Origin of the sequence: Acidianus sp. HS-5, from assembly GCF_021655615.1 — an archaeon.
Taxonomy (GTDB): Archaea; Thermoproteota; Thermoprotei_A; order Sulfolobales; family Sulfolobaceae; genus Acidianus.
The window spans coordinates 2544919-2567820 of the sequence record NZ_AP025245.1; the positions used below are offsets into that span (position 1 = coordinate 2544919).

Annotated in this window: 23 protein-coding genes; 13 read left to right on the plus strand and 10 right to left on the minus strand. The window is 34.0% G+C overall.

Annotated elements, in window-relative coordinates:
• Positions 1-10 precede the first annotated feature (10 nt).
• From gatA to cutA, 3 genes are read right to left on the minus strand one after another with little or no spacing between them, the layout of a single operon-like run.
• Positions 11-1429 (minus strand): Asp-tRNA(Asn)/Glu-tRNA(Gln) amidotransferase subunit GatA, encoded by a 1419-nt coding sequence (gatA, locus tag HS5_RS14190; RefSeq protein WP_236752005.1) that lies wholly within the window; start codon positions 1427-1429, stop codon positions 11-13.
• Between the two features lies 1 nt (position 1430).
• A complete protein-coding gene (gatC, locus tag HS5_RS14195) occupies positions 1431-1721 on the minus strand; it encodes an Asp-tRNA(Asn) amidotransferase subunit GatC (RefSeq protein WP_236752006.1) in 291 nt (96 codons plus the stop codon).
• Positions 1718-2035, minus strand: coding sequence for a divalent-cation tolerance protein CutA (gene cutA / locus HS5_RS14200; RefSeq protein ID WP_236752007.1), 318 nt, complete (start codon positions 2033-2035; stop codon positions 1718-1720). The genes gatC and cutA overlap by 4 nt, the downstream gene beginning before the upstream one ends.
• A 34-nt stretch (positions 2036-2069) precedes the next feature.
• Between cutA and HS5_RS14205 the strand changes: the two genes are divergently transcribed.
• Both HS5_RS14205 and HS5_RS14210 read left to right on the plus strand, forming a co-directional pair.
• The gene (locus tag HS5_RS14205; protein WP_236752008.1) at positions 2070-2441 is read left to right on the plus strand and encodes a hypothetical protein; all 372 of its coding nucleotides are present in this window, start codon (positions 2070-2072) and stop codon (positions 2439-2441) included.
• Positions 2401-4038 carry a DEAD/DEAH box helicase gene (locus tag HS5_RS14210; RefSeq protein ID WP_236752009.1) on the plus strand — a complete coding sequence of 546 codons (1638 nt, stop codon included), beginning with the start codon at positions 2401-2403 and terminating at the stop codon, positions 4036-4038. The genes HS5_RS14205 and HS5_RS14210 overlap by 41 nt, the downstream gene beginning before the upstream one ends.
• Here the strand turns inward: HS5_RS14210 and HS5_RS14215 are convergent.
• Positions 4005-4505: a hypothetical protein gene (locus HS5_RS14215; RefSeq protein ID WP_236752010.1), complete on the minus strand. Its 501-nt coding sequence runs from the start codon at positions 4503-4505 to the stop codon at positions 4005-4007. The genes HS5_RS14210 and HS5_RS14215 overlap by 34 nt on opposite strands.
• 93 nt (positions 4506-4598) lie before the next feature.
• On the opposite strand from HS5_RS14215, the gene HS5_RS14220 reads away from it, so the two are divergent.
• The gene (locus HS5_RS14220) at positions 4599-4883 is read left to right on the plus strand and encodes a hypothetical protein (protein WP_236752011.1); all 285 of its coding nucleotides are present in this window, start codon (positions 4599-4601) and stop codon (positions 4881-4883) included.
• Here HS5_RS14220 and HS5_RS14225 read toward each other — a convergent pair.
• The gene (locus HS5_RS14225) at positions 4858-5178 is read right to left on the minus strand and encodes a hypothetical protein (protein ID WP_236752012.1); all 321 of its coding nucleotides are present in this window, start codon (positions 5176-5178) and stop codon (positions 4858-4860) included. The two genes, HS5_RS14220 and HS5_RS14225, sit on opposite strands and share 26 nt — an antisense overlap.
• A gap of 74 nt (positions 5179-5252) precedes the next feature.
• Complete coding sequence (gene albA, locus HS5_RS14230; protein ID WP_236752013.1) at positions 5253-5549, minus strand: DNA-binding protein Alba; 297 nt, start codon at positions 5547-5549, stop codon at positions 5253-5255.
• Positions 5550-5664: 115 nt separating this feature from the next.
• On the opposite strand from albA, the gene rgy reads away from it, so the two are divergent.
• A complete protein-coding gene (gene rgy / locus HS5_RS14235; protein WP_236752014.1) occupies positions 5665-9123 on the plus strand; it encodes a reverse gyrase in 3459 nt (1152 codons plus the stop codon).
• On the opposite strand, the gene HS5_RS14240 is transcribed toward rgy, so the two are convergent.
• Both HS5_RS14240 and HS5_RS14245 read right to left on the minus strand, forming a co-directional pair.
• Positions 9088-9357 carry a DNA-binding protein gene (locus tag HS5_RS14240; RefSeq protein WP_346729548.1) on the minus strand — a complete coding sequence of 90 codons (270 nt, stop codon included), beginning with the start codon at positions 9355-9357 and terminating at the stop codon, positions 9088-9090. The two genes, rgy and HS5_RS14240, sit on opposite strands and share 36 nt — an antisense overlap.
• A 128-nt stretch (positions 9358-9485) precedes the next feature.
• Positions 9486-12239, minus strand: a complete 2754-nt coding sequence (locus HS5_RS14245; RefSeq protein WP_236752015.1) for a DEAD/DEAH box helicase — start codon at positions 12237-12239, stop codon at positions 9486-9488.
• Between the two features lie 86 nt (positions 12240-12325).
• On the opposite strand from HS5_RS14245, the gene HS5_RS14250 reads away from it, so the two are divergent.
• The 5 genes from HS5_RS14250 (at position 12326) to HS5_RS14270 (ending at position 17807) form a co-directional block, all read left to right on the plus strand.
• Complete coding sequence (locus HS5_RS14250) at positions 12326-12565, plus strand: hypothetical protein (RefSeq protein ID WP_236752016.1); 240 nt, start codon at positions 12326-12328, stop codon at positions 12563-12565.
• A gap of 95 nt (positions 12566-12660) precedes the next feature.
• The gene (locus tag HS5_RS14255; RefSeq protein WP_236753605.1) at positions 12661-14103 is read left to right on the plus strand and encodes an RtcB family protein; all 1443 of its coding nucleotides are present in this window, start codon (positions 12661-12663) and stop codon (positions 14101-14103) included.
• Positions 14100-15035 carry a deoxyhypusine synthase gene (locus tag HS5_RS14260; RefSeq protein WP_236752017.1) on the plus strand — a complete coding sequence of 312 codons (936 nt, stop codon included), beginning with the start codon at positions 14100-14102 and terminating at the stop codon, positions 15033-15035. The genes HS5_RS14255 and HS5_RS14260 overlap by 4 nt, the downstream gene beginning before the upstream one ends.
• 31 nt (positions 15036-15066) lie before the next feature.
• Positions 15067-16650, plus strand: a complete 1584-nt coding sequence (locus tag HS5_RS14265) for a DNA topoisomerase VI subunit B (RefSeq protein WP_236752018.1) — start codon at positions 15067-15069, stop codon at positions 16648-16650.
• Positions 16647-17807, plus strand: a complete 1161-nt coding sequence (locus HS5_RS14270) for a DNA topoisomerase IV subunit A (RefSeq protein ID WP_236752019.1) — start codon at positions 16647-16649, stop codon at positions 17805-17807. The genes HS5_RS14265 and HS5_RS14270 overlap by 4 nt, the downstream gene beginning before the upstream one ends.
• A gap of 87 nt (positions 17808-17894) precedes the next feature.
• Here the strand turns inward: HS5_RS14270 and HS5_RS14275 are convergent, their stop codons facing one another.
• Positions 17895-18050 carry a hypothetical protein gene (locus HS5_RS14275; protein ID WP_236752020.1) on the minus strand — a complete coding sequence of 52 codons (156 nt, stop codon included), beginning with the start codon at positions 18048-18050 and terminating at the stop codon, positions 17895-17897.
• Positions 18051-18187: 137 nt separating this feature from the next.
• Between HS5_RS14275 and HS5_RS14280 the strand changes: the two genes are divergently transcribed.
• From HS5_RS14280 to HS5_RS14295, 4 genes are read left to right on the plus strand one after another with little or no spacing between them, the layout of a single operon-like run.
• The gene (locus HS5_RS14280; protein ID WP_236752021.1) at positions 18188-18583 is read left to right on the plus strand and encodes a translation initiation factor IF-5A; all 396 of its coding nucleotides are present in this window, start codon (positions 18188-18190) and stop codon (positions 18581-18583) included.
• 1 nt (position 18584) lies between these two features.
• Positions 18585-19934 (plus strand): signal recognition particle protein Srp54, encoded by a 1350-nt coding sequence (locus HS5_RS14285; RefSeq protein ID WP_236752022.1) that lies wholly within the window; start codon positions 18585-18587, stop codon positions 19932-19934.
• Positions 19891-20964 (plus strand): pseudouridylate synthase, encoded by a 1074-nt coding sequence (locus HS5_RS14290; protein WP_236752023.1) that lies wholly within the window; start codon positions 19891-19893, stop codon positions 20962-20964. Before HS5_RS14285 ends, HS5_RS14290 begins: the two co-directional genes overlap by 44 nt.
• Complete coding sequence (locus tag HS5_RS14295; protein WP_236752024.1) at positions 20961-21824, plus strand: NAD(P)-dependent oxidoreductase; 864 nt, start codon at positions 20961-20963, stop codon at positions 21822-21824. The genes HS5_RS14290 and HS5_RS14295 overlap by 4 nt, the downstream gene beginning before the upstream one ends.
• Here the strand turns inward: HS5_RS14295 and HS5_RS14300 are convergent.
• Entirely contained in the window at positions 21813-22868 is a 1056-nt protein-coding gene (locus HS5_RS14300) for a glycosyltransferase (protein WP_236752025.1), read from the minus strand. The genes HS5_RS14295 and HS5_RS14300 overlap by 12 nt on opposite strands.
• Positions 22869-22902 lie beyond the last annotated feature (34 nt).

Consider the following 22902-nt stretch of genomic DNA (forward strand, 5'->3'; position numbering starts at 1 on the left):
TTAAAAAACCTTATACAATAGGTGCAGTTAAGTCGTGCATATTTATTATCTTTTCTATATTTATAGATGTGCCTATTAACATAGTATCTGATAAATATCTGCCCATCATTTGGAGCCCTACAGGAAGGTTATTATAGAATCCTGCAGGAATCGAAATTGCAGGAATCGCTGCCAAATTAGCTATTACGGTATTGACGTCCATTGCATACATCTTTATTGGATCATCGATCATTTCGCCTATTTTAGGAGGTAAAATTGGCATTGTAGGTGATAATAACACATCATATTTACTAAACAATTGATCTAGGCTATTCTTTATTAGTCTCCTCACTTTTAAAGCCTTTATGTAATATTCCTCATAATAACCTGCACTGAGAATAAAGGAACCTAACAATATTCTCCTCTTAACTTCCATTCCAAAACCTTCTTCCCTATTTTTACTGAACGTTTGTATCCAATTTCCTTCAAAATATTTACTATATCCATATCTAACTCCGTCATATCTTGCTAAATTAGAACTTGCCTCAGACATCGCTATTATGTAATATGCTGGCAGAGCATATTCCGCATTACCTAATTTAGTCTCTTCAATTACTGCTCCTTCAGAAGATAATTTGTCAATAGCGCTTTTAATGACGCTTACTATGCTTTTATCTGACATCTCTAAAATATCGCTAAGTATGCCTATTTTAATTCCTTTTACAGATATTTCACTTGGAGGACTATCCACAGAATATTTAATAGTAGTAGCATCCTTATCATCCTCTCCTGCTATTATAGAGTATAGTAAACCAAGATCTTCTGCATTTTTAGCCATAGGTCCTACTTGTTCTAAGCTATTTGCATAAGCTATAAGTCCATATCTGCTTACAGTACCGTAAGACGGCTTTAAACCGAAAGTTGCGGTAAATGCTGCAGGAGCTCTAATTGAACCGCCTGTATCGCTACCGAGTGCTAATTCTACATATCCTGCAGCTAATGCTGCACCGCTACCTCCTGAAGATCCTCCTGGAGTCCTTTCCAAATCCCAAGGATTTCTTGTAGGTCCAAAATAACTAGTTTCCGTTGTAGATCCCATAGCAAATTCATCCATGTTAGTTTTTCCTATGATTACTGCACCTTCATCTTTCAGTTTCTCTATAACTGTTGCATTATAAGGAGGTATATAGTCACTTAGCATCTTTGAGGCACATGTAGTTCTTATTCCTTTAGTAGAAATTACATCTTTTATGGCAATTAAAACTCCTGCTAACTTACCTCCTTTCTTTAAACTTTCCTTTACTTCATTCTTTACTTCTTCCTCGTTCCTTAAGGTAATAAATGCATTAATCTTCTTGTCTGATTTATTAATTCTTTCAAATGTTTTAGCTACATATTCTTCAGGATCTAAATTTCTGTTTTTCAAATCTTCTACAAGTCTGACAATCATTTTACTCCACCGTACTGGGGCCTACAATATATCCGTTTTCCTTTCTTTTTACATTTTGTAACGCTGAATCTCTATCTAGAGGAGTTTTAATCTCATCCTTCCTTAATTTACCATGAGGTATAGGATGAAATAACGGATCAACGTTCTCTAGGTCGAGTTCATTAATTTTATCAAAGAATTCTAGAATTTTTGATATATTATTTTTTATCATATCTTTTTCGTTATCATTAATTTCAATTAAAGCTAATCTCTGAAGTTTGTCTATCAATTGATCATCAACTTTTATTTTCATTGTTGAACACTATCCTTAATCCAATTCAAATAATTTTCTAAACCTCCTGTAACATCTAAGGTAATTATTTCTGGCAATTCATAAGGGTGAAGTTCCTTAATTCTCTTTATTATTTTATCCTTAACAGAAGAGTCAGTCTTTATAACTAGTAAACTTTCGTCATCTTCTACGACTTTTCCTTCCCATCTATAAGTAGATTTAACGTAAGGAACTATGTTTACGCAAGCAGCTAGTCTTTCTTCTACTAAAGTTTTAGCTAATTTCTTCCCTGATTCTAGCCCAGAAATAGTAGTAAGGACAAGTATTGCTGGCATGTTTAATAAGGTATTATGCAGTAAATTAAATCTTGTGAAAATAAAGGATATAATATACTTACCGCTTTCAGGATTAAAGGAGTCTTTAGAATATGGAATTTCTGAGGCAGAATACTTAGGTAAGGAATTCATAGGACTAACATTGTCTAACGGAGATGGAATTATTTTACGCGTAAATCCTTATTCCTGTGATATAAAAGGAGCGTATTTAATGTCGGCTAAACGATGTGACGACAAGAGATTAATAGGTGTCTTTAAATATGAAGGCGGTAATACTTATTTTATTTATGAGATAACTGATTTAGTTGGTTACATTAATAATAAGTTAACTAACGAAAGAGTAGTTTACGTCGAAGTGATAAAAGATGTTCTCGAAGACTTTCTACTTAACGCAGTGGCTGGATGAAGATACTTTTTCAAAGCTCTTAACCTTTGCGAGATTCTTAGGTAGAGAAAATAACGTTTCAGAATTTGTGATAGATATTGAGAGAGCTAGGAGAAATAGAGTAAGAGCTGAAGAAATAAAAGACACGTTAAAAGAAGTAGGCATAAACTTAAGTGAAGAAGAATATAAGCAATTACATAAGCTTCTTCCTACTTACGATATAGAATTCTCATTAAATAACGGAAAATTGATAATTATACCTCATGTTTATATTATGGACATCATTAAGAAAAGTGAGGATGATATACCAATAAAGTATAATAGGCAAGAAAAGGTTTTTGAGACTTATCCTTACTACTATTATGATTTAAAGGAATTATTTATAGAGAATGGATTGATTGTAAAGGAATTAAATTTATTATTTAATAGGAAATTTGATTTCTCATTAAATGTAACTTTAAGAGATTATCAAATTGAAGCAATACAAAAGTGGAAGGAAAATAATTATCGTGGAGTTATAGCTTTGCCCACAGGGGCAGGAAAGACTATAATAGGCATAAAGGCTATAGAAGAAACAAGAGTTCCTACGTTAATAGTGACTTTCACTAGGGAACAGATGCTACAATGGAGAGAAACTATTATGAAATTTTCTTCAGTTAGACCCGAGGTCGGATTATACTACAGTAATGAAAAAGAAATTAGGCAAATAACTCTATCAACCTATCAGACAGCATTTAGACATGTTGAAGAGTTGGGTGATAAATTTGATTTATTAATAATAGACGAAGCTCATCATTTGCCTGCAGATAAATTCAGGGAGGTGGCCTTAGGAGTTTTGGCAACAAAAAGGTTGGCTTTGTCGGCAACTCCTTATAGAGAAGATGGACGACACGAGGAATTATTTAGACTCATGGGAGGTGTAGTTTATTATAAGCCCGTAGAAGAGTTGATAAAGAAAGGATATCTGGCCCCATACGATATACTTCAAATTAAGGTTCTTTTAACTGCTGAAGAGAGGAAGAAATATCTTACTTTACTTAATAAGTATAAAGTATTATCAAAGAATAGGAAATTGAAAGAACTTATAGTATTGGCAAAAAACGGTGATAATAACGCTATTGAAGCATTAAAAGTATACAATGAGATTAAAAAAGTGGTAAACTTTGCAGAAAATAAAATGCTTAAAATTGAAGAAATATTGGATAAAGAGAAAGGAAAGAAAATTCTAATTTTCACTCAATATGTAGATCAAGCAGAAGAGATAGCTAGAAGATTCAATACATTATTAATATCTGGGAGAATGCCTAAAAATGAAAGAAAGAGAGTTCTTGATACATTTAAATATATGAAGAACGGAGTACTCACTTTGACTACAGTAGGCGATGAAGGCTTAGATATTCCAGACGCAAGTGTAGGAATAATAGTTACAGGCACAAGCTCTAGAAGACAGTTCATTCAAAGATTAGGTAGAATATTAAGACCAGTTAACGGTAAAAAGGCAGTACTTTACGAAATCGTAGTAGCTGGAACACAAGAGGAGTATCAATCTAAGAAGAGGAAAGAAGAATCGATTTTAGATGAAATTCAAATTTCATCTGAGTATTCAGACGATATGTAATAATAAAGAGATAAAGAAGCTAGTTCTAATATAGTGCTATGAATTGAATTTACATGAATTTTTAGTTCTCCGTTAGTCCTCTTAATATATATCAGTGGGTAATTCTCTATGCTAACTATTGGAATTCCATTGATCTCAGGACTGTTTATAAGAATCTCTTTATCGTCAAGTAGTTTCTTTAAAGAATAGCCGGGTAAGAATTCTGCACTTTCTATCTTAATTTTCCCTTTTACTTTAATTTTACCTCCGTCAAAGATTACTTCCTCATTTCCATGAATTTTTACGCCGTCTATCCAAATTAAGGAATCAATTTGCCTATTGCATGATTCACTTATTAACGATAACGAAGGTAAGACAAATTGAATTCCAAGTGATTTAACACTTACAGGTTTTACTACTATAATATCTCCTTTTCTTATTTCTTTAACTTCCAATGGAAAGCAGAATTTTCCTTCAGAGTAGGGCACAAGAGTATTTTTAACTTTAATCTTAAAATACTAATGGATGAAGTGAGCTCGTAAGGTCTGAGCAGTGATGATTAACCGGGCTAATGACTTTAGGTGATCATCTTGAGATGGCTAAAAAAGAGGGAGGTAATTATTTATTTCCTATTGTATAGAAAATTTGGTTACAATAATTTCAACCTTAGTGAAGCATTAGATATCCTAAAGCCTTTCTTTTCTAAGAAAGTATCATTATCTGCTATAAGATATATGCAAAAAATTGGATTAATAAACAATATTAACTTCCTAGAATATAGACTATCTAATTTCGACGACTATGTATATTTAATGTCAATAGATTATTTAAAAAGAAGGACTATTCTTCATCATAAAATTCAATAGTTATCTTTACTTTTATGTCTTGTTTAGATAATGGTGGAATTTTATCTCCAAAATCCACTCCTACTGAAACTGGATTTCCTAAAGAATCAGTAAATTTTACATCTGCGACATAGTGTGTTTGTGGTCCTTGAGACATAGCTTTCATTAATTCATTATAAATTCTAGATAAAGCCATTTGTAATGATAAAGGACTTGAAAAATCGTCCGGTTTTAATTGTATCGAGGTTAAATTTCCCATTACTTGGCCTATTTTAGCTTTTCCTTCAAATTCTATCTTATATGCGGGCTGTGACATTTACTATCAAAACTTAATTCATTACCAACCTTATTAAAGGTAGTGGAAGGAAAAGAGATGTTAAAAAATTAGTCTTATGCCTTTTTCTTGATAGTTACTTCTATTGTTGATACTCTAGACTGCCTTCCATCTTGGCTTGTTACTACTTGGCTTCCTATTCCTATTGACTTTATCTCTATCTTGTCTGGTAAGAACCTGTTTCTAACTATCTCTACTGTATCTACAGCTTTGCTTATTGCTCTTCCTCTAGCTTTGATTACTATTTCTGGTACGCCTTGGTTTAATAGAGTTAGAGCTGCTAATACATAGTTCATTACAGGTTTTTTACCAACTAATACTACGTTGCTTGGAGTTGGAGTGGTCGTGCTCATTTTATCACCCGATTTTCGGTCATTAAACACTCACTCTAAGTTAAAAAGTTATCCTACAAGGTAACATCTAGTTTTTCAGTTTATAAAGTAGTCCTAGACATAGAACAAAAACAGCATGGTAACTTCAGTATTTCTAAAAGCCTGCCCAAATTGCGGAGGCCCACTAGAAGATTACAGAGCTTTAGCTGGTCTTCCATGTTCTAAATGTTTACCTGGCGATATCTCGCCCTTTAATAATTTATCGGTAGATGATAAAATAAATCTTGTATATAACATCCTTGTTCATGAGAATAAATTGAAAGGTTATTGGAATCTATATTATTACCATCAGTTATCTCAGGAAATAATTGATTACTTCAAAAAAATATCTGGAAAAGAACCTTGGTCCTTACAAAAACTATGGTTAAGAAGACTTGTGGAAGGTTCCAGTTTTTCAATGTCAGCTCCTACGGGCATGGGTAAAACTACTACTATAATAGTTTATTCAACTTACTTGCAGAATTCTAATAAAAACGTTCTCTATATCGTTCCAACTAAGTCATTGATGCAACAAATATGTGGAAAAATTGATAAAATTGGAGGAAAGATATCATGTGGAAAAGTAGGTCAAGGAATTAGTATTGTTACTGTTAATTATATAAATAGAAACTTTGATGAAATAAAAGATTATAGGCCAGATTTCGTTGCAGTAGACGATGCAGACGCAATAGTAAAAAGCGGAAAAACAGTAGACAAGTTAGTAACATTAATGGGCATACCACAAGAAGTTTATGAAGATGCAATAAAGCTTGTTAAATTAAAAAGATTGTTAGCAATAGAGGAAAAAAGAGATGAAATTGAAACTAAAATTGCAGAAATAGAATATAGAATATCTAAATATTACGGTTTAGCATCTCAGCTTGTTGTAGCTAGTGCGACCTTAAGACCAAAAGGAATAAAGCAAAAAGCTTTAAGATACATAACTGGATTTGATGTTTCAACAGCTCAAATATACGCGAGGAATATTGTAGATACTTTTACTTCATCACCTTTAGTTGATATTGTAAGTAAGTTAGGTAGCGGAGGATTAATCTTAGTTTCTAAGGAATACGGTAAAGATAAGATAAAGGAAATAAGTGAAAGTTTAGGAAATGTAGGTTTCAGAACAGCTATAGCTTTGAGCGGAAGGAAATTCTTGGAGAAATTCTCTAATGGAGAGATGGATGTAATTATAGGTTCGGCATCATATTATGGCGTAGCAGTAAGGGGTATAGATGAGCCAAAAAGGTTAAAATATGTAATATTTTACGGCGTTCCAAAATCTAGACTAAGACTTTCTCAAGCAGTATATAATCCTTATACGTTACTAAAAATTTCAAAGCTATTTAATATTAATATTGATGAAAATTTAATATTATCATTATCCACATCGGAAGCACAACTAATAAAGCTTGCATTTCTTAAATCACAGAAACTAACGGGAAAACTGGGAGAAATTCAGAAGACTTTAGAAGATAAAATTAATGAGGTAAAATCTGCATTAAAGACTATCTCTAGCGAAGTAATCTCTGACACATTTCTGATAAGGAAAATTGGAAAAGAATTTTACATAGAATATCCTGATGCAATAACATATTTGCAAGGGTCCGGCAGAAGTAGTAGACTATTAAATGGAGGTCTAACCTTAGGTTTAGCAGTTACCATAGTAGACGATCCTAAATTGTACGAAATGCTAAGGCGTAAATTGCAATACATAATATATAATTTTAATCCAACAAACTTCGAATCTTTAGATTTAGGTAAAGTTAAAAACGAAATAGAAAGAAGTAGGAACGATAAAAATGAGGAACTACACATTTCCACAGGCTTATTAATAGTAGAATCTCCAACAAAAGCAAAGACTATAGCAAGGATGTTCGGAACTCCTGCAAGAAGAAACATAGCAGGAATTCCCGTTTATGAGACAGTAGTAATAGATGGAAATAACGTGCATATCTTAGATGTAGTAGCAACTAAGGGGCATGTAACTGATTTGACTACTGAAAATATAGGATACTATGGAGTTGAAATACGAAACGAAGATAAGTATCCATATTATTCTCCTCTATATAGATGCATGAATTGTAAGAGAATATTCACACAAGATTTTGACAAATGCCCTTATTGTGGTTCTACGTTAATTTCGTCTTCAATGTCAACAGTCAACGCTATAAGAAAGATAGCGATGGAAGTAGAGGACGTTTACATTGCTACTGATCCTGACGTTGAAGGCGAAAAAATAGCTTTTGACGCAGCTGCAAGCGTTTCTGCCTATAATTCTAGAATTTTCAGAGTTAAGTATCATGAAGTTACTAAGAAGAGTATACTGGAAGCGCTAGCAAATCCTACAAAAGTAGATCTGAACATGGTAAAAAGCCAAATAGTTAGAAGAGTTGAAGATCGTTGGGTTGGATTTGAACTAAGTAAGATATTACAGTTAAAATTTTCTAACAGAAATTATGGTGCAGGAAGAGTTCAAACACCAGTATTGGGTTGGATAACAAAGAGGACTGAAGAATATAAGAAGAACATGTGTTATGTTGCGTACATAAAGTTAGGTAATTATAATCACAAGGTATATTTAGATAGAAAGAATGTGAAAATAGATAAAGTTATTATCAAAAAATTGGAAGAAAAAGACGATATAATACTACCACTACCACCATATACTACTGACACATTACTTATAGATGCTTACAATATGTATAAGCTTTCTGCAGAGAAAGTAATGAAAATAGCTCAAGAACTCTTTGAGTCAGGACTAATAACATATCATAGAACAGATAGTATACATATCTCAAACAAGGGAATAGAAATAGCAAAAGAATACTTAGATAAGAAAGGTTTAATGAAAAATTTCATGCCAAGATCTTGGGGCAACGAAGGTACTCATGAAGCCATAAGACCTACTAGGTCAATAGATGTTGAGGAATTAAAGAAAGAAATAGAAGATAATCCGCAAGCTTACTTTATCAAGTTTACTTGGGCACATTTCGCGCTATATGAAATGATATTTAAGAGATTTCTAGCAAGTCAGATGAAGGAGGCTGTTGGTAAGTATACAAAATATCAAATACAAGTCTTAGATAACGTAAGCGAAATTACAGTTTTAACCAGTATAAAGGGTGGATTTTCAGAAGTTTTAAAACCAAGAATTTACGAGATACCAGAAGGTGAAATTCAAGTTAATCCTGTAATAACTAGGGGATCTAAAATTAAGCTATATACATATGCTGAGGTAATTAAGGAAATGAAGGATAAAAATATAGGCAGACCAAGTACATATGCTAAGATTATTCAAACCTTAATGAGGCATGGATATATTATAGAGAGTAAGAAGAAATACGTATTAATAGCTACAAAGAAAGGAATAAACGTGTATAATTATTTAAATTCTAAGTTCTCATCGCTTGTGTCTGAAAACACTACTGCAGAACTATTAGAGAAAATGGATATGATAGCCGGAGGTAAAATCAACGCAGATAGTGTATTGACTGAAATATTTGGGCAAATACGATCTTTAGTAACTTCTCTTAATTCTGAGGAGCAAATATGATATTCTTTTTCTATCTTTAGTTTCACTACCTATTGAGACTTCTTCTAGTGTTATTCCTTCCTTTAATCTGTCTTTCAAGGAGTTGTAAATATCTACAGCTTTATTGATTTCAAATCCATATCCTTTCAATTCAACTTCATTACTGTTGTGGTTTAGTATTTCTATTATTTCTAAAACGTGGTCTTCGACGGATTTTGATCTATTAACTACTACTTCGAATGGTTTATTCATCATCTTACTTCACTCATGAGAAACAGTTCTCAAAAATAAATCTATTGTTGTATTGAATTTAGACCATAAAAAATATAAATTCAGTAACACGGGCCCATATCACCGTTCAAGTTTTAGGGCATTTCATCACTTTATGAATATTTCATGTTTTGTATATAAGCTACAGCATTTAATAACAAATAAGGAGCTACTCTCTTATTCACGTAGTAGAATCTAGGAGATATATTATAAACTAATGGGTCTACTGGATCATTAATTCTTACTTCGCCTATTTCTTCAAAAGGAATACGTCTTATTATCTCTTCTGGGTTATCTACAATTTCTTTAGGCTTGAATATTAAATCTGTTGTAGTAGTGCTATTTATTGCTCTTAATGATGCTATAAATGTTTCATCAGCATTTATAGGATTAAATGATGTATAGAAGTCACAAGATTTTACTATATTTTCCAAATCTTCCATCAGACACCACCTCGTTTCTCTACTGTCTACATCTATGAAGCTTATAATTCTGTATTTAGATTCTGGCTTTCTCATCTGTTTTAGTTTTGCTTCTAAACTTTTTTGTGAAATTCCGAGACTTTCTGAAAGTTCCGATAACGTGTAAGCACCTCCTTTTAGTGTATCATATATTATTGTTGAAATTCCAGTAATCCAAGGTTTAATTGGAGCCTGCAGAAGTACAGCGTCTCCAAGAGGAGTACTTCCATCATATTTTATTATTTTTATCTTTCCTTTTCTTATCTTGTTAATATATTTTATTGTATTTTTAATGGAGAAATATTTAGTTACTGTTTGTCTTAATGCATCCTTAATTATGAGCTTATCTTGTTTCATATTTATTTTTCCTAGTTTCCCATAGCTTATCTGTATTTCTTTTAATGTAGAAATAAATAGTGGTGATCTTATTATTGATTTTATTATTATTCTCTTAAGCTCTTTATCATTGTATTTTAATAATTCCCCTAGGAGATCCTTCTCGGTATAATTGATTGAGACTCCATAAATTGAATATCTAGCGTAAGTATTTAGTGAATCCTTACTAGTTGCAAGGTACAATAACATATGACCTAAAGTGCTTGCAATCTTTTCGTTAACTAGTGTTGAATAGACTATTTCCTTATCTCTTTTTTCCTCTATTATAACACCAGGAGAAGGTAGCGGTAAATTATGTGAAATATATTTATCTATAATGTCGAAAATCTCCTTTCTTCTGTCTTTAAAAAGTACATAAATCTCCTTTGGCAAAAGATAAGATTTAGAAATTCCGTCCCCTCTCCATACTGGAATTTCTCCATCTCCCTTATCTGCAGGCATTACGTCAACTGCCATTCTTGACGTGTTTATCCTAATAATTTTCCATAATTTTCCTCCTATTCTTATAACATCCCCACTTCTAATATGCTTATACACGTATATAGCATCGATTTCGCCAATATTCTTATCTTCCCATTTTAACGTAAATGTGTCCGTGCTGTTAATCATGGAGAAGAATTCCGAAAATCCTCTAGACCAAGAATACCCATTATTCCTATTAAAGTTCCACAATTTAAAGAAGAACTTTCCTATACTTAACCTATTTTCTTTAATGGCAATTAAATTATTTTTAGCTAAATATTCTATTATATCATCAAAGTTCTTCTCTGATAAGTTCCTAAAAACGTAGGAGGACGTTAAAATTTTATAAACTCTTTCTTTCTCTATCTCATCATATTGTAAAATCATTCCCAGTATTTCTCTTGCAGCTACATCAAGAGGCTTACAAATTCTTTGCTTTTCCACTTTTCCGAGTTTTGCTAACTCACTTATAGCGTAAGCTTCAAGCACGTCGTGGTCATAAATGCATATAATTTCTCCCTTAGGCTTACCGTAAATTTTATGTCCGCTTCTCCCCAGTCTTTGTAAGAATGATGCAATAGAAGGCGGGGGTCTGAACATTAATATCTTCTTAATATCTCCTATATCTATTCCAAGTTCTAAGGTCTTAGTGCATATAACTCCCTTAGCTTCACCTGCCCTTAAGTGTTCTTCAACATTAGACTTACTTTCTCTAGATATTGAAGAATGATGGACGTAGAAATCTTTATCATATTCCTCTAATTCCTCATGTAATCTTTCTGTTAGAAATCTAGAATTTGTAAAGATTAAGGAAGGTTTCTCTACCGATGAAATTACATGCTTTGCAACAGTCTTCCAGATATCTCCTGATGGATTTAATCTTGTAATTGAAAGTTCAAATTCCTTTTTATCATTAACTTTCACAATTTCAGATTGCCTATTTGAAGATCCAAAGAGGAAAGATGCTACTAAATCTTCATCATTTATTGTTGCAGATAATCCGATCCTTTGAAAATCATAACCTATATACTCTTTTAACCTTTCTAAAAGTACGGATAATTGCACTCCTCTTTTTGAACCTATTAGCTCATGAATTTCGTCAACGATGACCCATCTAACGTTCTTGTATTTTTCTCTAAATTTTGTAGCCCAATCTAAATCTATTTCCAGGCCTTCTGGAGTAGTTACTAAAATGTGAGGAGTAATCTTTAACCTTAAGTTCTTCTCTTTTTGTGGAACTTCACCGTGTTTTCTATTAACGTAAAACCCTAATTTAGATGTCCACCATTCTATTCTTAATGTCAAATCATTTATTAAAGCCTTCAAGGGAGTTATGTAAATTAAAGATACGGGCTTAACGTTAGTTTTCAACATCATGTCTAGAATTGGAATAAGTGCTGCTTCAGTTTTCCCGTAACCAGTAGGTGCAATTATTAGAGTATTTTTACCAGATAATATAGGCTCTAAGGATTTTTGTTGAATTTCAGTCATATTTTTCCAATTTCTTTCCTTCATCAGTTCTAGCAAACGATCATCTAATTTTCGCATCTTACTTTTCACCGTGTATTTTATATCTGCATACGAAAGCAACCTTTACAGTTATTTTTAAAAATTTAAATTCAGCCATCAAAGTTATGGAAGAAAAATACGTATGTTTAACGTGCGGAAAGACCTTTTATAGCGGACAAGGAATTATCCTAACAGTTGCTGACAGAAAATTATACTTCCACAGTAAAGCATGCGCTTACAAATTCTTCAAAGAGGTTATATTAAATGTTGACAAGGACTGTATTTCATCTACAGTTAAGGACGTATATAAGAAATATGAAGATTTAGCAAAGAAAAGAGAAGAAAATGCAAAAAAGAAGATCTGATTAGGTCTTTTCCTCATCTATCAGTGTCCGCCACAATCTTCATCTTAAATGTAAACAGTTTTATTAGTTAAAAAACGTTTAAGAATTTCTAGACAATCATGGTTGACGTAAAAAGAGTGAATACTTACGAATGGAGAATAGACAAGAGTAGCTGCATGAGAGTCCCAGTTACGGTATTTGCGGATGATGTTCTAATAGATAAAATGAAACAGGACTTAACATTAAAGCAGGCAACGAACGTAGCTTGTCTGCCAGGTGTTCAAGAAGGAGTTTATGTCCTTCCGGATGGGCATCAAGGATACGGCTTTCCTATAGGAGGAATAACTGCTACTGCAATCGAGGAAGGAGGAGTTGTAAGCCCTGGAGGAATAGGCTATGATATTAATTGTGGAGTTAGATTACTCAGAACTAACCTAGACTACGAGGACGTTAAGCCTAAATTAAAAGACCTAGTAGAGGAACTACATAGGAACGTACCTAGCGGAGTAGGTAGTGAAGGTAGAGTAAAATTAACAACTCAACAACTGGATGAAGTTTTGGCTGAAGGAGTAAAGTGGGCGGTGGACAAAGGCTACGGATGGGCAGAGGATATGGAGCATATAGAACAGCATGGAAGTTGGGATCTTGCAGATCCTTCTAAAGTTAGCGATATAGCAAAGAAAAGAGGGGCTTCACAATTAGGTACTTTAGGTGCAGGGAATCACTTCTTAGAGGTTCAAGTTGTTGACAAGATTTACGATGAGAGGATAGCCAAAGCCATAGGAATAACACATGAAGGGCAAGTAATGGTAATGGTTCATACTGGGTCTAGAGGATTAGGTCACCAAGTTGCTAGCGATTATTTACAAATAATGGAGAGAGCGATGAAGAAGTATAATATTTCAGTACCAGATAGAGAATTAGCAGCAATACCCTTTGAAAGCAGAGAAGGACAGGACTACTTCCACGCAATGGTATCTGGAGCAAACTTTGCTTGGAGTAACAGGCAATTAATAACCCATTGGGTCAGAGAAAGCTTCGGAAACGTATTTAAAGTAGATCCTGAAAAGCTGGACCTTCACATTATTTACGATGTTGCTCACAATATAGCTAAGATTGAGGAATATGACGTAGAAGGAAAGAGGAAAAAACTATTAGTTCACAGAAAAGGAGCAACGAGGGCTTTTCCACCAGGCAGTACAGAGATTCCAGCAGAGCATAGAAATATAGGTCAAATAGTCCTTATTCCAGGAAGCATGGGTACTGCAAGTTACGTAATGGCGGGAATTCCAGAAGGAAGAAGAACTTGGTATACTGCACCTCATGGTGCAGGTAGATGGATGTCTAGAGAAGCAGCTGTAAGAAGTTACCCGGCAAATACTGTAGTTGAGAATTTAGAAGAAAGAGGAATAATTGTTAGAGCAACAACTAGGAGAGTTATTGCTGAAGAAGCTCCTGGAGCCTATAAAGACGTTGATAGAGTGGCTAAAGTTGCAGATGCAGTTAAAATAGCAAAATTAGTTGTAAGATTAAGACCAATAGGTGTGACCAAGGGATGAAGAGGGAAGATCTACTTACAGAAGTAGTTGGAGACATAACTTTGGAAGACGTAAAGGGGCTAGATAAATATATTGAATTATTCAACAAGATCTACGGATTTTCAGCTGAGGACCTCTATAGAGGAGCTAAGATCTTAAAGGATATGCAAAAGGATGCAGATTTAAGGTTCATATCTTTTACAGCAAATTTAATTTCTACAGGTTTAAGAGGATTATTTGCAGACCTTATAAGGAACGGGTATTTTAATGTTATAATAACTACTGGAGGAACAATAGACCATGATATTGCAAGGAGTTATGGAGGCAAGTACTACAAAGGATCCTTTGATTATGATGATAACATGTTAAGAGATCTACATATTCATAGGCTGGGTAATGTACTAGTACCTATGGAGTCCTACGGTCTAGTTGTTGAGAGGGTAGTTAAGAACGTTGTAGATGAGGTAATAAAGGAGAAAAAGGAATGGGCAGGATATGAACTACTTTGGGAATTCGGTAAGAGGACAAATGATCCTCACTCAATACTTAAAGCTGCTTACGAGAAGAAAGTTCCAATTATTGTCCCAGGAATAGTTGACGGAAGTTTCGGTACAAACTTATTTGTCAGATCTCAATTTACTGGATTGAGATTAAACCTCTTTGAGGATATGAGGATGGTTAAAGATCTTGTGTTCTCATGTAAGAAATCCGGAGCGTTAATTATAGGCGGGGGTATAAGTAAGCATCATACTATATGGTGGAACCAGTTTAAGGACGGGCTAGATTACACGGTATATTTAACTACTGCCCAAGAATACGACGGTAGCTTGAGTGGAGCAAAGCCTAGGGAAGCAATTTCCTGGAATAAAATTAGGGAACATTCAGAAAACGTGGTTATTTACGGAGACGCCACGATAATTTTGCCAATTTTGGCTTCAGCCTTATTAAGTTAAATGACTTAGTAATATATCTGTGGTGGATAATTTGTCAGAGAAGTTTGCCAGTATCTCGCCCGCCGAATTCTTTAAGAGAAATCCTGAACTCGCAGGGTTCTCAAATCCTGCTAGGGCTCTTTATCAAGCTTTAAGAGAAATGGTGGAGAATTCACTTGATGCGACTGACGTTCACGAGATATTACCATCAATTAAAATTATCCTGGATTTAGTAGATCAAGAAAAGCAAATTTATAAGTTAACTGTAGAGGATAACGGGATAGGTATTCCCCCTCACGTTGTTCCTGACGCCTTTGGAAGGGTACTTTACAGTTCAAAATACGTTATTAGACAAACAAGAGGAATGTATGGGCTTGGTGTTAAGGCTGCAGTACTTTACAGTCAAATGTACCAAGATAGGCCAATAGAAATAATGACCTCACCTATGAACTCAAAGAGAATTTACTTTTTCAAATTGAAAATTGACGTAACAAAAAACGAGCCAATAATTTACGAAAAATCATCGATTCTTAACGATAAAGGCTTTCACGGTACTTCAGTTACACTTTATTTACTAGGGGACTGGCAGAGGTCAAAAGCTAGAATATATGAATATATTAAGAGAACTTACATTGTAGCACCTTATGCAGAATTCTTCTTTAAAGATCCTGAAGGTAATGTAGTTTATTATAAGAGATTAACTACAAAAATTCCTGAACCACCAAAGGAAGTAAAACCTCATCCTTACGGTGTTGATATAGAATTACTTAAGAATATGATATCAAAACAAAAGACGGACTACGAAGTTAAGGACTTTCTAACAAAAGAATTCCAGAGCGTAGGAGACGTTACAGCATTAAAAATACTTGAAATGGCAAAGATCAGCCCAGATAAGACGATAAGATCTTTGAAAGATGACGAACTTGCAAGACTTACTGAAGCAATGAAAAAATTTGAAGATTTCAGGCCACCTTCACCAGACGCGTTATCAGTAATAGGCTCAGATCTTATAGAATTAAGCCTAAAAAATATGTTTAATCCAGAGTTTGTTGCTGCATTAACTAGGAAGCCCAAAGCCTATCAGGGCCATCCATTCATAGTAGAAGTAGGAATAGCTTACGGAGGTTCAATACAACCAATGGATGAACCGTTAGTGTTAAGGTATGCAAATAAAATTCCTCTAATTTACGATGAGAAATCAGACGTAATCTGGAAAGTTGTCGAGGAAATAGATTGGAAAAGGTATGGAATAGAGGAAGATCAAAAGCCATTAGTAGTCATGGTTCACCTTTGCAGTACCAAAGTTCCTTATAAGAGTGCAGGAAAAGAAAGCATTGCAGACGTTGAAGAAATAGAGAAGGAAATAAAGAACGGCATAATGGAAGTTTCTAGAAAATTAAGATTATACGTCTCGGAGAAGAAGAAGGAAGAGGAAGCAAGGAAAAAAATGCTTACTTATTTGAAGTACATTCCAGAAATTGCTAGAAGTTTAGCAGTATTTGTTACGGACGATAAGAAGGAGCTAATTCCTAAAGTCCAAGATGAAATACAATCAAAGCTTTTTGAAATAGTGAAAAGAAAGTTAGACGTAAAAGATGAAGAAGAATATAAAATGTATAAGGTGGAGGCACTATGAGCGAATTCGTATCAAAAGTTGACATAGAAGCTAGGAAAAGAGCTGCAGAAATATTAAAGAAAAAATTCCTCACATTATTAGATCAAATTAACAAAGGAGAGCCACTAGTTTTAGAAATACCTAAAAGAACTTTAAACAATACAGTTTATGATGAAAATAGAAAATTGCTTTTATTAGGAGAAAATAAGCTAAAAAGAAGTTTTCTAGATTTGAACGAAGCAAGAAGATTCATGCAAACAACATTAATGGGTAGTATAATTTACGACGCACTTGTTAATAACGAGTATCCAACAATACGTGATTTATATTATAGAGGAAAACACTCAATAGTACTAAAAGCACCTAACGGTAGGGCATATGAAGAAAACACTTGGGACGAGCAAAAGGAATCGGATAGCGTAATAGTTGATGTCGAAGTACTTACTTCACTATTGAGGGAAGATATGCTAATATTAAGTAAGGAAAAGGGCAAAGTAGTAGGAGATATGAGGTTAAGAAGTGGTAATGATGTAATCGATTTAAGTAAAATGGGCCATGGGGCTTATTCAATTGAACCGACTCCAGATTTAATAGATTTTGTTGACATAAAGGCGGACTTCGTATTAGTGGTCGAGAAAGACGCAGTATTCCAGCAACTTCACAGAGAAGGATTCTGGAAGAAATATAACGCAATTCTGGTTACTAGTGCAGGGCAGCCTGATAGGGCTACCAGAAGATTTGTCAGGAGACTAAATGAGGAACTTAAACTTCCAGTTTACATATTGACCGATGCAGATCCTTATGGATGGTACATTTATAGCGTCTTCAGAATAGGCTCAATAAACTTATCCTACGAAAGCGAAAGGTTAGCTACCCCTAATGCAAGGTTTTTAGGAGTCTCAATGGGAGACATCTTTGGCACGCCTAAGAAAAAAGCTTACTTAACAGAAAGGGAAAGGAACGCCTTCATCATAAAAGCTAAAGATTACGATGTGAAGAGGGCATTAGAAATAAAGAATTACGAGTGGTTCAAGACTAAGGCTTGGCAGGAAGAAATAAACTTGTTCTTGCAAAAGAAGGCTAAGTTAGAAATAGAGGCAATGGCAAGTAAAGGGTTAAAGTTCTTGGCCTTCCAATACATTCCAGAAAAAATACAAACTAATGATTTCATTAGCTAAATCAGTCGAGACAGGTTATTTCACCAAATCAAAAAACTGGGATTCTTCATTCGAAGATAATTATTCATGAATTTATTAAAAAATCTTTTACTTTGCTTCTTCTACGTAACCTAAGATCTCATTAAAAGTATTCTTTTTACAGACATTACAATAAATATAAATAGTCTTCTGCCTTCCTATGTCAAAGCTGATGTTTAATATCCTTTCAGTGCCGCATGATGTGCACTTAACTTTCCAACCCATACGGTTTTAAGTTTCTTTGAAAATAATAAATCTGCTGTGAAGAGAGTATCCTACTGAAATGATGATGAAGGGCCAAAGCTCGGAGCAATAAACATAAGAGTTTAAAACCATCCAATAAATCTTGATGGTGATTAACTATGGGTGTGAATTACGCCAAGGTGGGCGACTTAAAAGAAGGTAATTACATAGTTATAAACGGAGAACCTTGCAGGGTAGTCGAGATAACAAAAGCAAAAACTGGAAAACACGGAGCCGCAAAGGCTAACGTAGTTGCAGTAAGCGTATTCACAGGGGCAAAGAAAACATTAATGGCTCCTGTAGACGATCAAGTAGAAATTCCAATAATTGAAAAGCACATAGGACAAATATTAGCAGATACTGGGGATAAAATTCAAGTAATGGACATGGACACTTACGAAACTTTTGACATGGAAAAACCGAAAGAAGAAGATTTAGCAAGTAAAGTAAGACCAGGCGCAGAAGTAGAATATTGGACAATAATGGGGAGAAGAAAGATTGTAAGGGTAAAGTAAATTGTTAGATAATTTAAGGGATGCGGTAAGGAAATTTTTAACCGGTTCCTCTTCTTATGATAAAGCGGTAGATGATTTTATAAAAGAATTACAAAAATCGCTCATTTCAGCAGATGTAAATGTTAAACTAGTTTTTTCACTGACAAATAAAATAAAAGAAAGGTTAAAGAACGAAAAACCGCCAACTTACATTGAAAGGAGAGAATGGTTCATAAAGATAGTTTATGACGAGCTATCAAACCTCTTCGGAGGAGATAAAGAACCAAAAGTAATCCCAGATAAAATTCCTTACGTGATAATGCTTGTAGGAGTTCAAGGAACAGGAAAAACAACTACTGCAGGAAAATTAGCTTACTTTTACAAAAGAAAAGGATTTAAAGTAGGATTAGTTGGAGCAGACGTTTACAGACCTGCAGCTTTAGAGCAGTTACAACAATTAGGTCAACAAATAGGAGTACCAGTTTACGGTGAGCCGGGAGAAAAAGATGCAGTAGGAATAGCAAAGAGGGGGGTAGAAAAATTCCTTAAAGAAAAAGCAGAAATAATAATAGTTGATACAGCAGGACGTCACGGTTACGGAGAAGAAGCTGCACTATTAGAGGAAATGAAAAACATTTATGAGTCAATAAAGCCCGATGAAGTAACGTTACTAATAGATGCTTCAATAGGTCAAAAAGCTTACGATTTAGCATCAAAATTCAACCAAGCATCAAAAATAGGTACAATAATCATAACAAAAATGGATGGTACAGCAAAGGGGGGAGGAGCTTTATCTGCAGTAGCAGCTACTGGAGCTGTAATAAAATTCATAGGAACTGGAGAGAAAATTGACGAACTTGAGGTCTTTAACCCAAGGAGATTTGTAGCTAGAATATTGGGAATGGGAGATATCGAAACAATATTGGAAAAAATCAAGGATGTCGAAAATTATGATAAAATGCAAAAGAAAATGGAAGAAGTTGTTTCGGGCAAAGGAAAATTAACATTACGTGACGTTTATACTCAGCTCATAGCTCTGAGAAAAATGGGTCCTTTATCAAAGTTATTCCAATTGTTGCCTGGAGCTGGCATGTTAGGTCAAATTCCTGAAGATCAACTGAAAGTAGGAGAAGAGAAGATGAGGAAATGGTTAGCAATAATGAATTCAATGACTTATTATGAGTTAGACAACCCATCAATAATAGATAAATCAAGAATGAGGAGGATAGCCTTAGGTTCAGGAACTGAAATTGATGACGTTAAAGAACTGATAGAGCATTATAATTTAATGCAGAGAACTATAAAGATGCTAAAGAGGAGAAAGAAAGATGTCGAAAAGCTCCTTGGACAATTTGGAGGAGAAGGCTCTTGAGCTTTTAAAAAAATATCCCTTATGCGACAGTTGTTTAGGCAGATGCTTTGCAAAATTAGGTTATAGATTTGAAAATAAGGAAAGAGGTAAGGCAATAAAGACTTATCTAACTTTGGAGCTCGATAGGAGAATTAAAGACCACGAATTAGAAGACCTCAACGAAATAAAAGAATTACTTTTCAACATGGGTGAAGATTACTCAGGAATCTTTGAAATATACTTTTCAGGAGAAAAATTCCAAGAAAGGTCTTGCTACATTTGCAACTCTGAAATTGAGGAAATAAAAGAGGATTTCTTTAAAAAAGCCTTAGACTTTCTAAAAAAACAAGGTAAGGTAAAATACGTTTTAGGAGTAAAATTATCAGAGCAGATCTCCAGGATTGAGAACGAATTCGTTTTTACCAATGGGCTAATATACTATGAGAGCATAAGGAACGAAATAAAGAGAGAAGTAGGTAAAATGCTTGCAAAAGAAGGCTATGAACCGTGTATGGATAGACCAGATGTAGTTATAATTTATGATTTAGGAACTAGAAGCATTTATACCATTTCTAAGAAGTACAAGACCTTGTATTTATACAGCAGATTATCAAGAAGAATACCAATATCTAGCTGGTACGCAAAAGATTCGCTAGAAGAAGAATTTTCCGGAAAAGAAATTCTAGTACCTTTTACTGAACCTTCAGAAGTTAGGATTCTAGACGAATATCCTATTATAATTTCTGACGAAGATAGAGATAAAATAGAAGTTAAAGGATATTTTCTAAGAAAAGTAGGAAAAATTGCTGGTAGAGAGATCTCCAGTATAATGACTTCAAGGCCAGAAAAGAGAATATATTCAGTTCTACTCTACTCTAAGGAAGAAATAGGAGAGAATGTACTTAATAACATAAGGCTTTTAACAATTGAAGCTAGAGACTTCAAAGAATTAAAGGAGAAGCTAGAAAGCATCCATGGAGAAATAATTTCCATAGATCTTATACAAAGTGAGGGAAAGCACAAAATTTTGGAAAACAAAGTAACCCTATGATCGGTCTAATAGGCTTAGGGGTAATGGGATGGAGAATAGGAGCGAACCTCGTTGCAGAGAAAAAGCTTGATATTGCATGGGACAGGAATGAGGAAAAAAGAAAAGAATTCTCAACAAAATACAACGTAAAAGAAGCAAAAACTCCTCAGGAGGTAGTTCAAAGCTCAGATATAATAATTTCAATGTTAGCGGACGATAATGCAGTAAATTCAGTTATTTCTCCTCTCGTATCTTTAATGAAAGGGAAAATACTCATTGACATGTCAACAATATCTCCATCTCTTAGCATATCTTTGGCAAATAAAATAAAGGAGAACGGTGGTGTAATGTTTGATGCTCCCGTAATAGGAACTTCAGTATTTGTAGAGCAAAGAAAACTTACAGTGCTCGTAGGAGGTCCAAAAGAACACTTTGACAAGGTAAAACAAATACTGTCCTCAACTTCCAATAATATTATATACATGGGAGAGAATGGTTTCGGTCTTTACTCAAAATTAGTAAACAACTTATTGTTAGGAGCTTATGCTGCTGCTCTAGCGGAGGCATATAATTTCGGAGTAAAAAGTGGTCTAGATAAGGAAAAAGTAGCAAAAATCTTAGCAGAATTAAGCAGTGCAAAGTCCCCAACTTCTGAAATTAAGACACCAAAGATGGTTAGTGGAGATTATTCAACACAATTCGCAACAAAACATATGAGGAAAGATCTAGAAATTATACAAAGAGAAGCACAAAACTTGAAAGTAATAACTCCAATGTCTTCCTTAGCACTTCAGTTCTACAGAATGGCAGAAGCTTTAGGGTATACTGAAAGCGACTACATTTCAGTTCTAGAAATATTCAAAAAACTATCACCTAGTTAAAATTTTTATTAATCTTTCCTTAAATTTATCAAAAGAGAAATTCAAAGTAACGTCCCTAAAATTGTTCTCATATTTTGAAGCTTCAATTATAGAATTTACAGCTTCATCAACGTTAGAATAACCAAGTCCATATTTTCCTTCCTTAACTATATCAAGCCAAGCACCGCCACTCTTATGCACTACAGGAATTAATCCTGCAGACATAGCCTCAACAACACTTATTCCAAAATGCTCATTAACCTTAGGATGAAAATAGATCTTCGCTGTACCAAGATATTTTAATAACTCATCACGAGTAAAATCCTCAATTATTTTAACGTTACCCAAATTATCCGCAGTACTCTTAACCTCTTCAAGGTATTTCTTACTCCTACCAGAAGATCCCAATAAGATGAAAGTATAATCCTTAAGGATTTTGGCAACAGAAAATAAGTTATTTAAATTCTTCTCTGGAGCTATCCTAGAAATACTAAGAACTAGCTTAGGGTTTCTTTCTCCTTTTATCTTCAAATATTCACTAGTTTCAACAGGAGGATAAAGAACATCGTAAGAATACCCTGAAATTTCCAAAATTTTACCAGTCCAACTAGAGTTAGCCAACAGCTTAGTCTTACTCCTGGAAAAGAATAACCCATGAATGTATTTATAAGGTAAAAAATAAGCCCTCATATTCTTAATATAAGGTTCATCGTCCTCAGCGTGAATTTTCTTTAAATTATCAGTCAAAGACCAAGGAAAATGAATGTAACTATAACCTGCGTTAGTTATATCTCCTATTGTACTGAAAGTGTTTCCAGGCTTAGTTAACATACTTGTGTAAAGTGCTTTATAAAGACCGAATTTTACAGGAAAATGCTTAACTATTATCTCGTCGGGCACTACAAAATTATTATCCCACTTTTTAACTTTCTCTATATCAATATTGAGAGTCACTAACTTTACCTTAAATCCCAATGACTTTAGCGTATTTAAGACAGCTACGGCAACTCTCTCACTACCTCCTAACACCTCAAAGCTATGGTGATATAAAGTATATTCGACCACGAAAATTTATTCTAAAACGCCAAATTAAAAACCT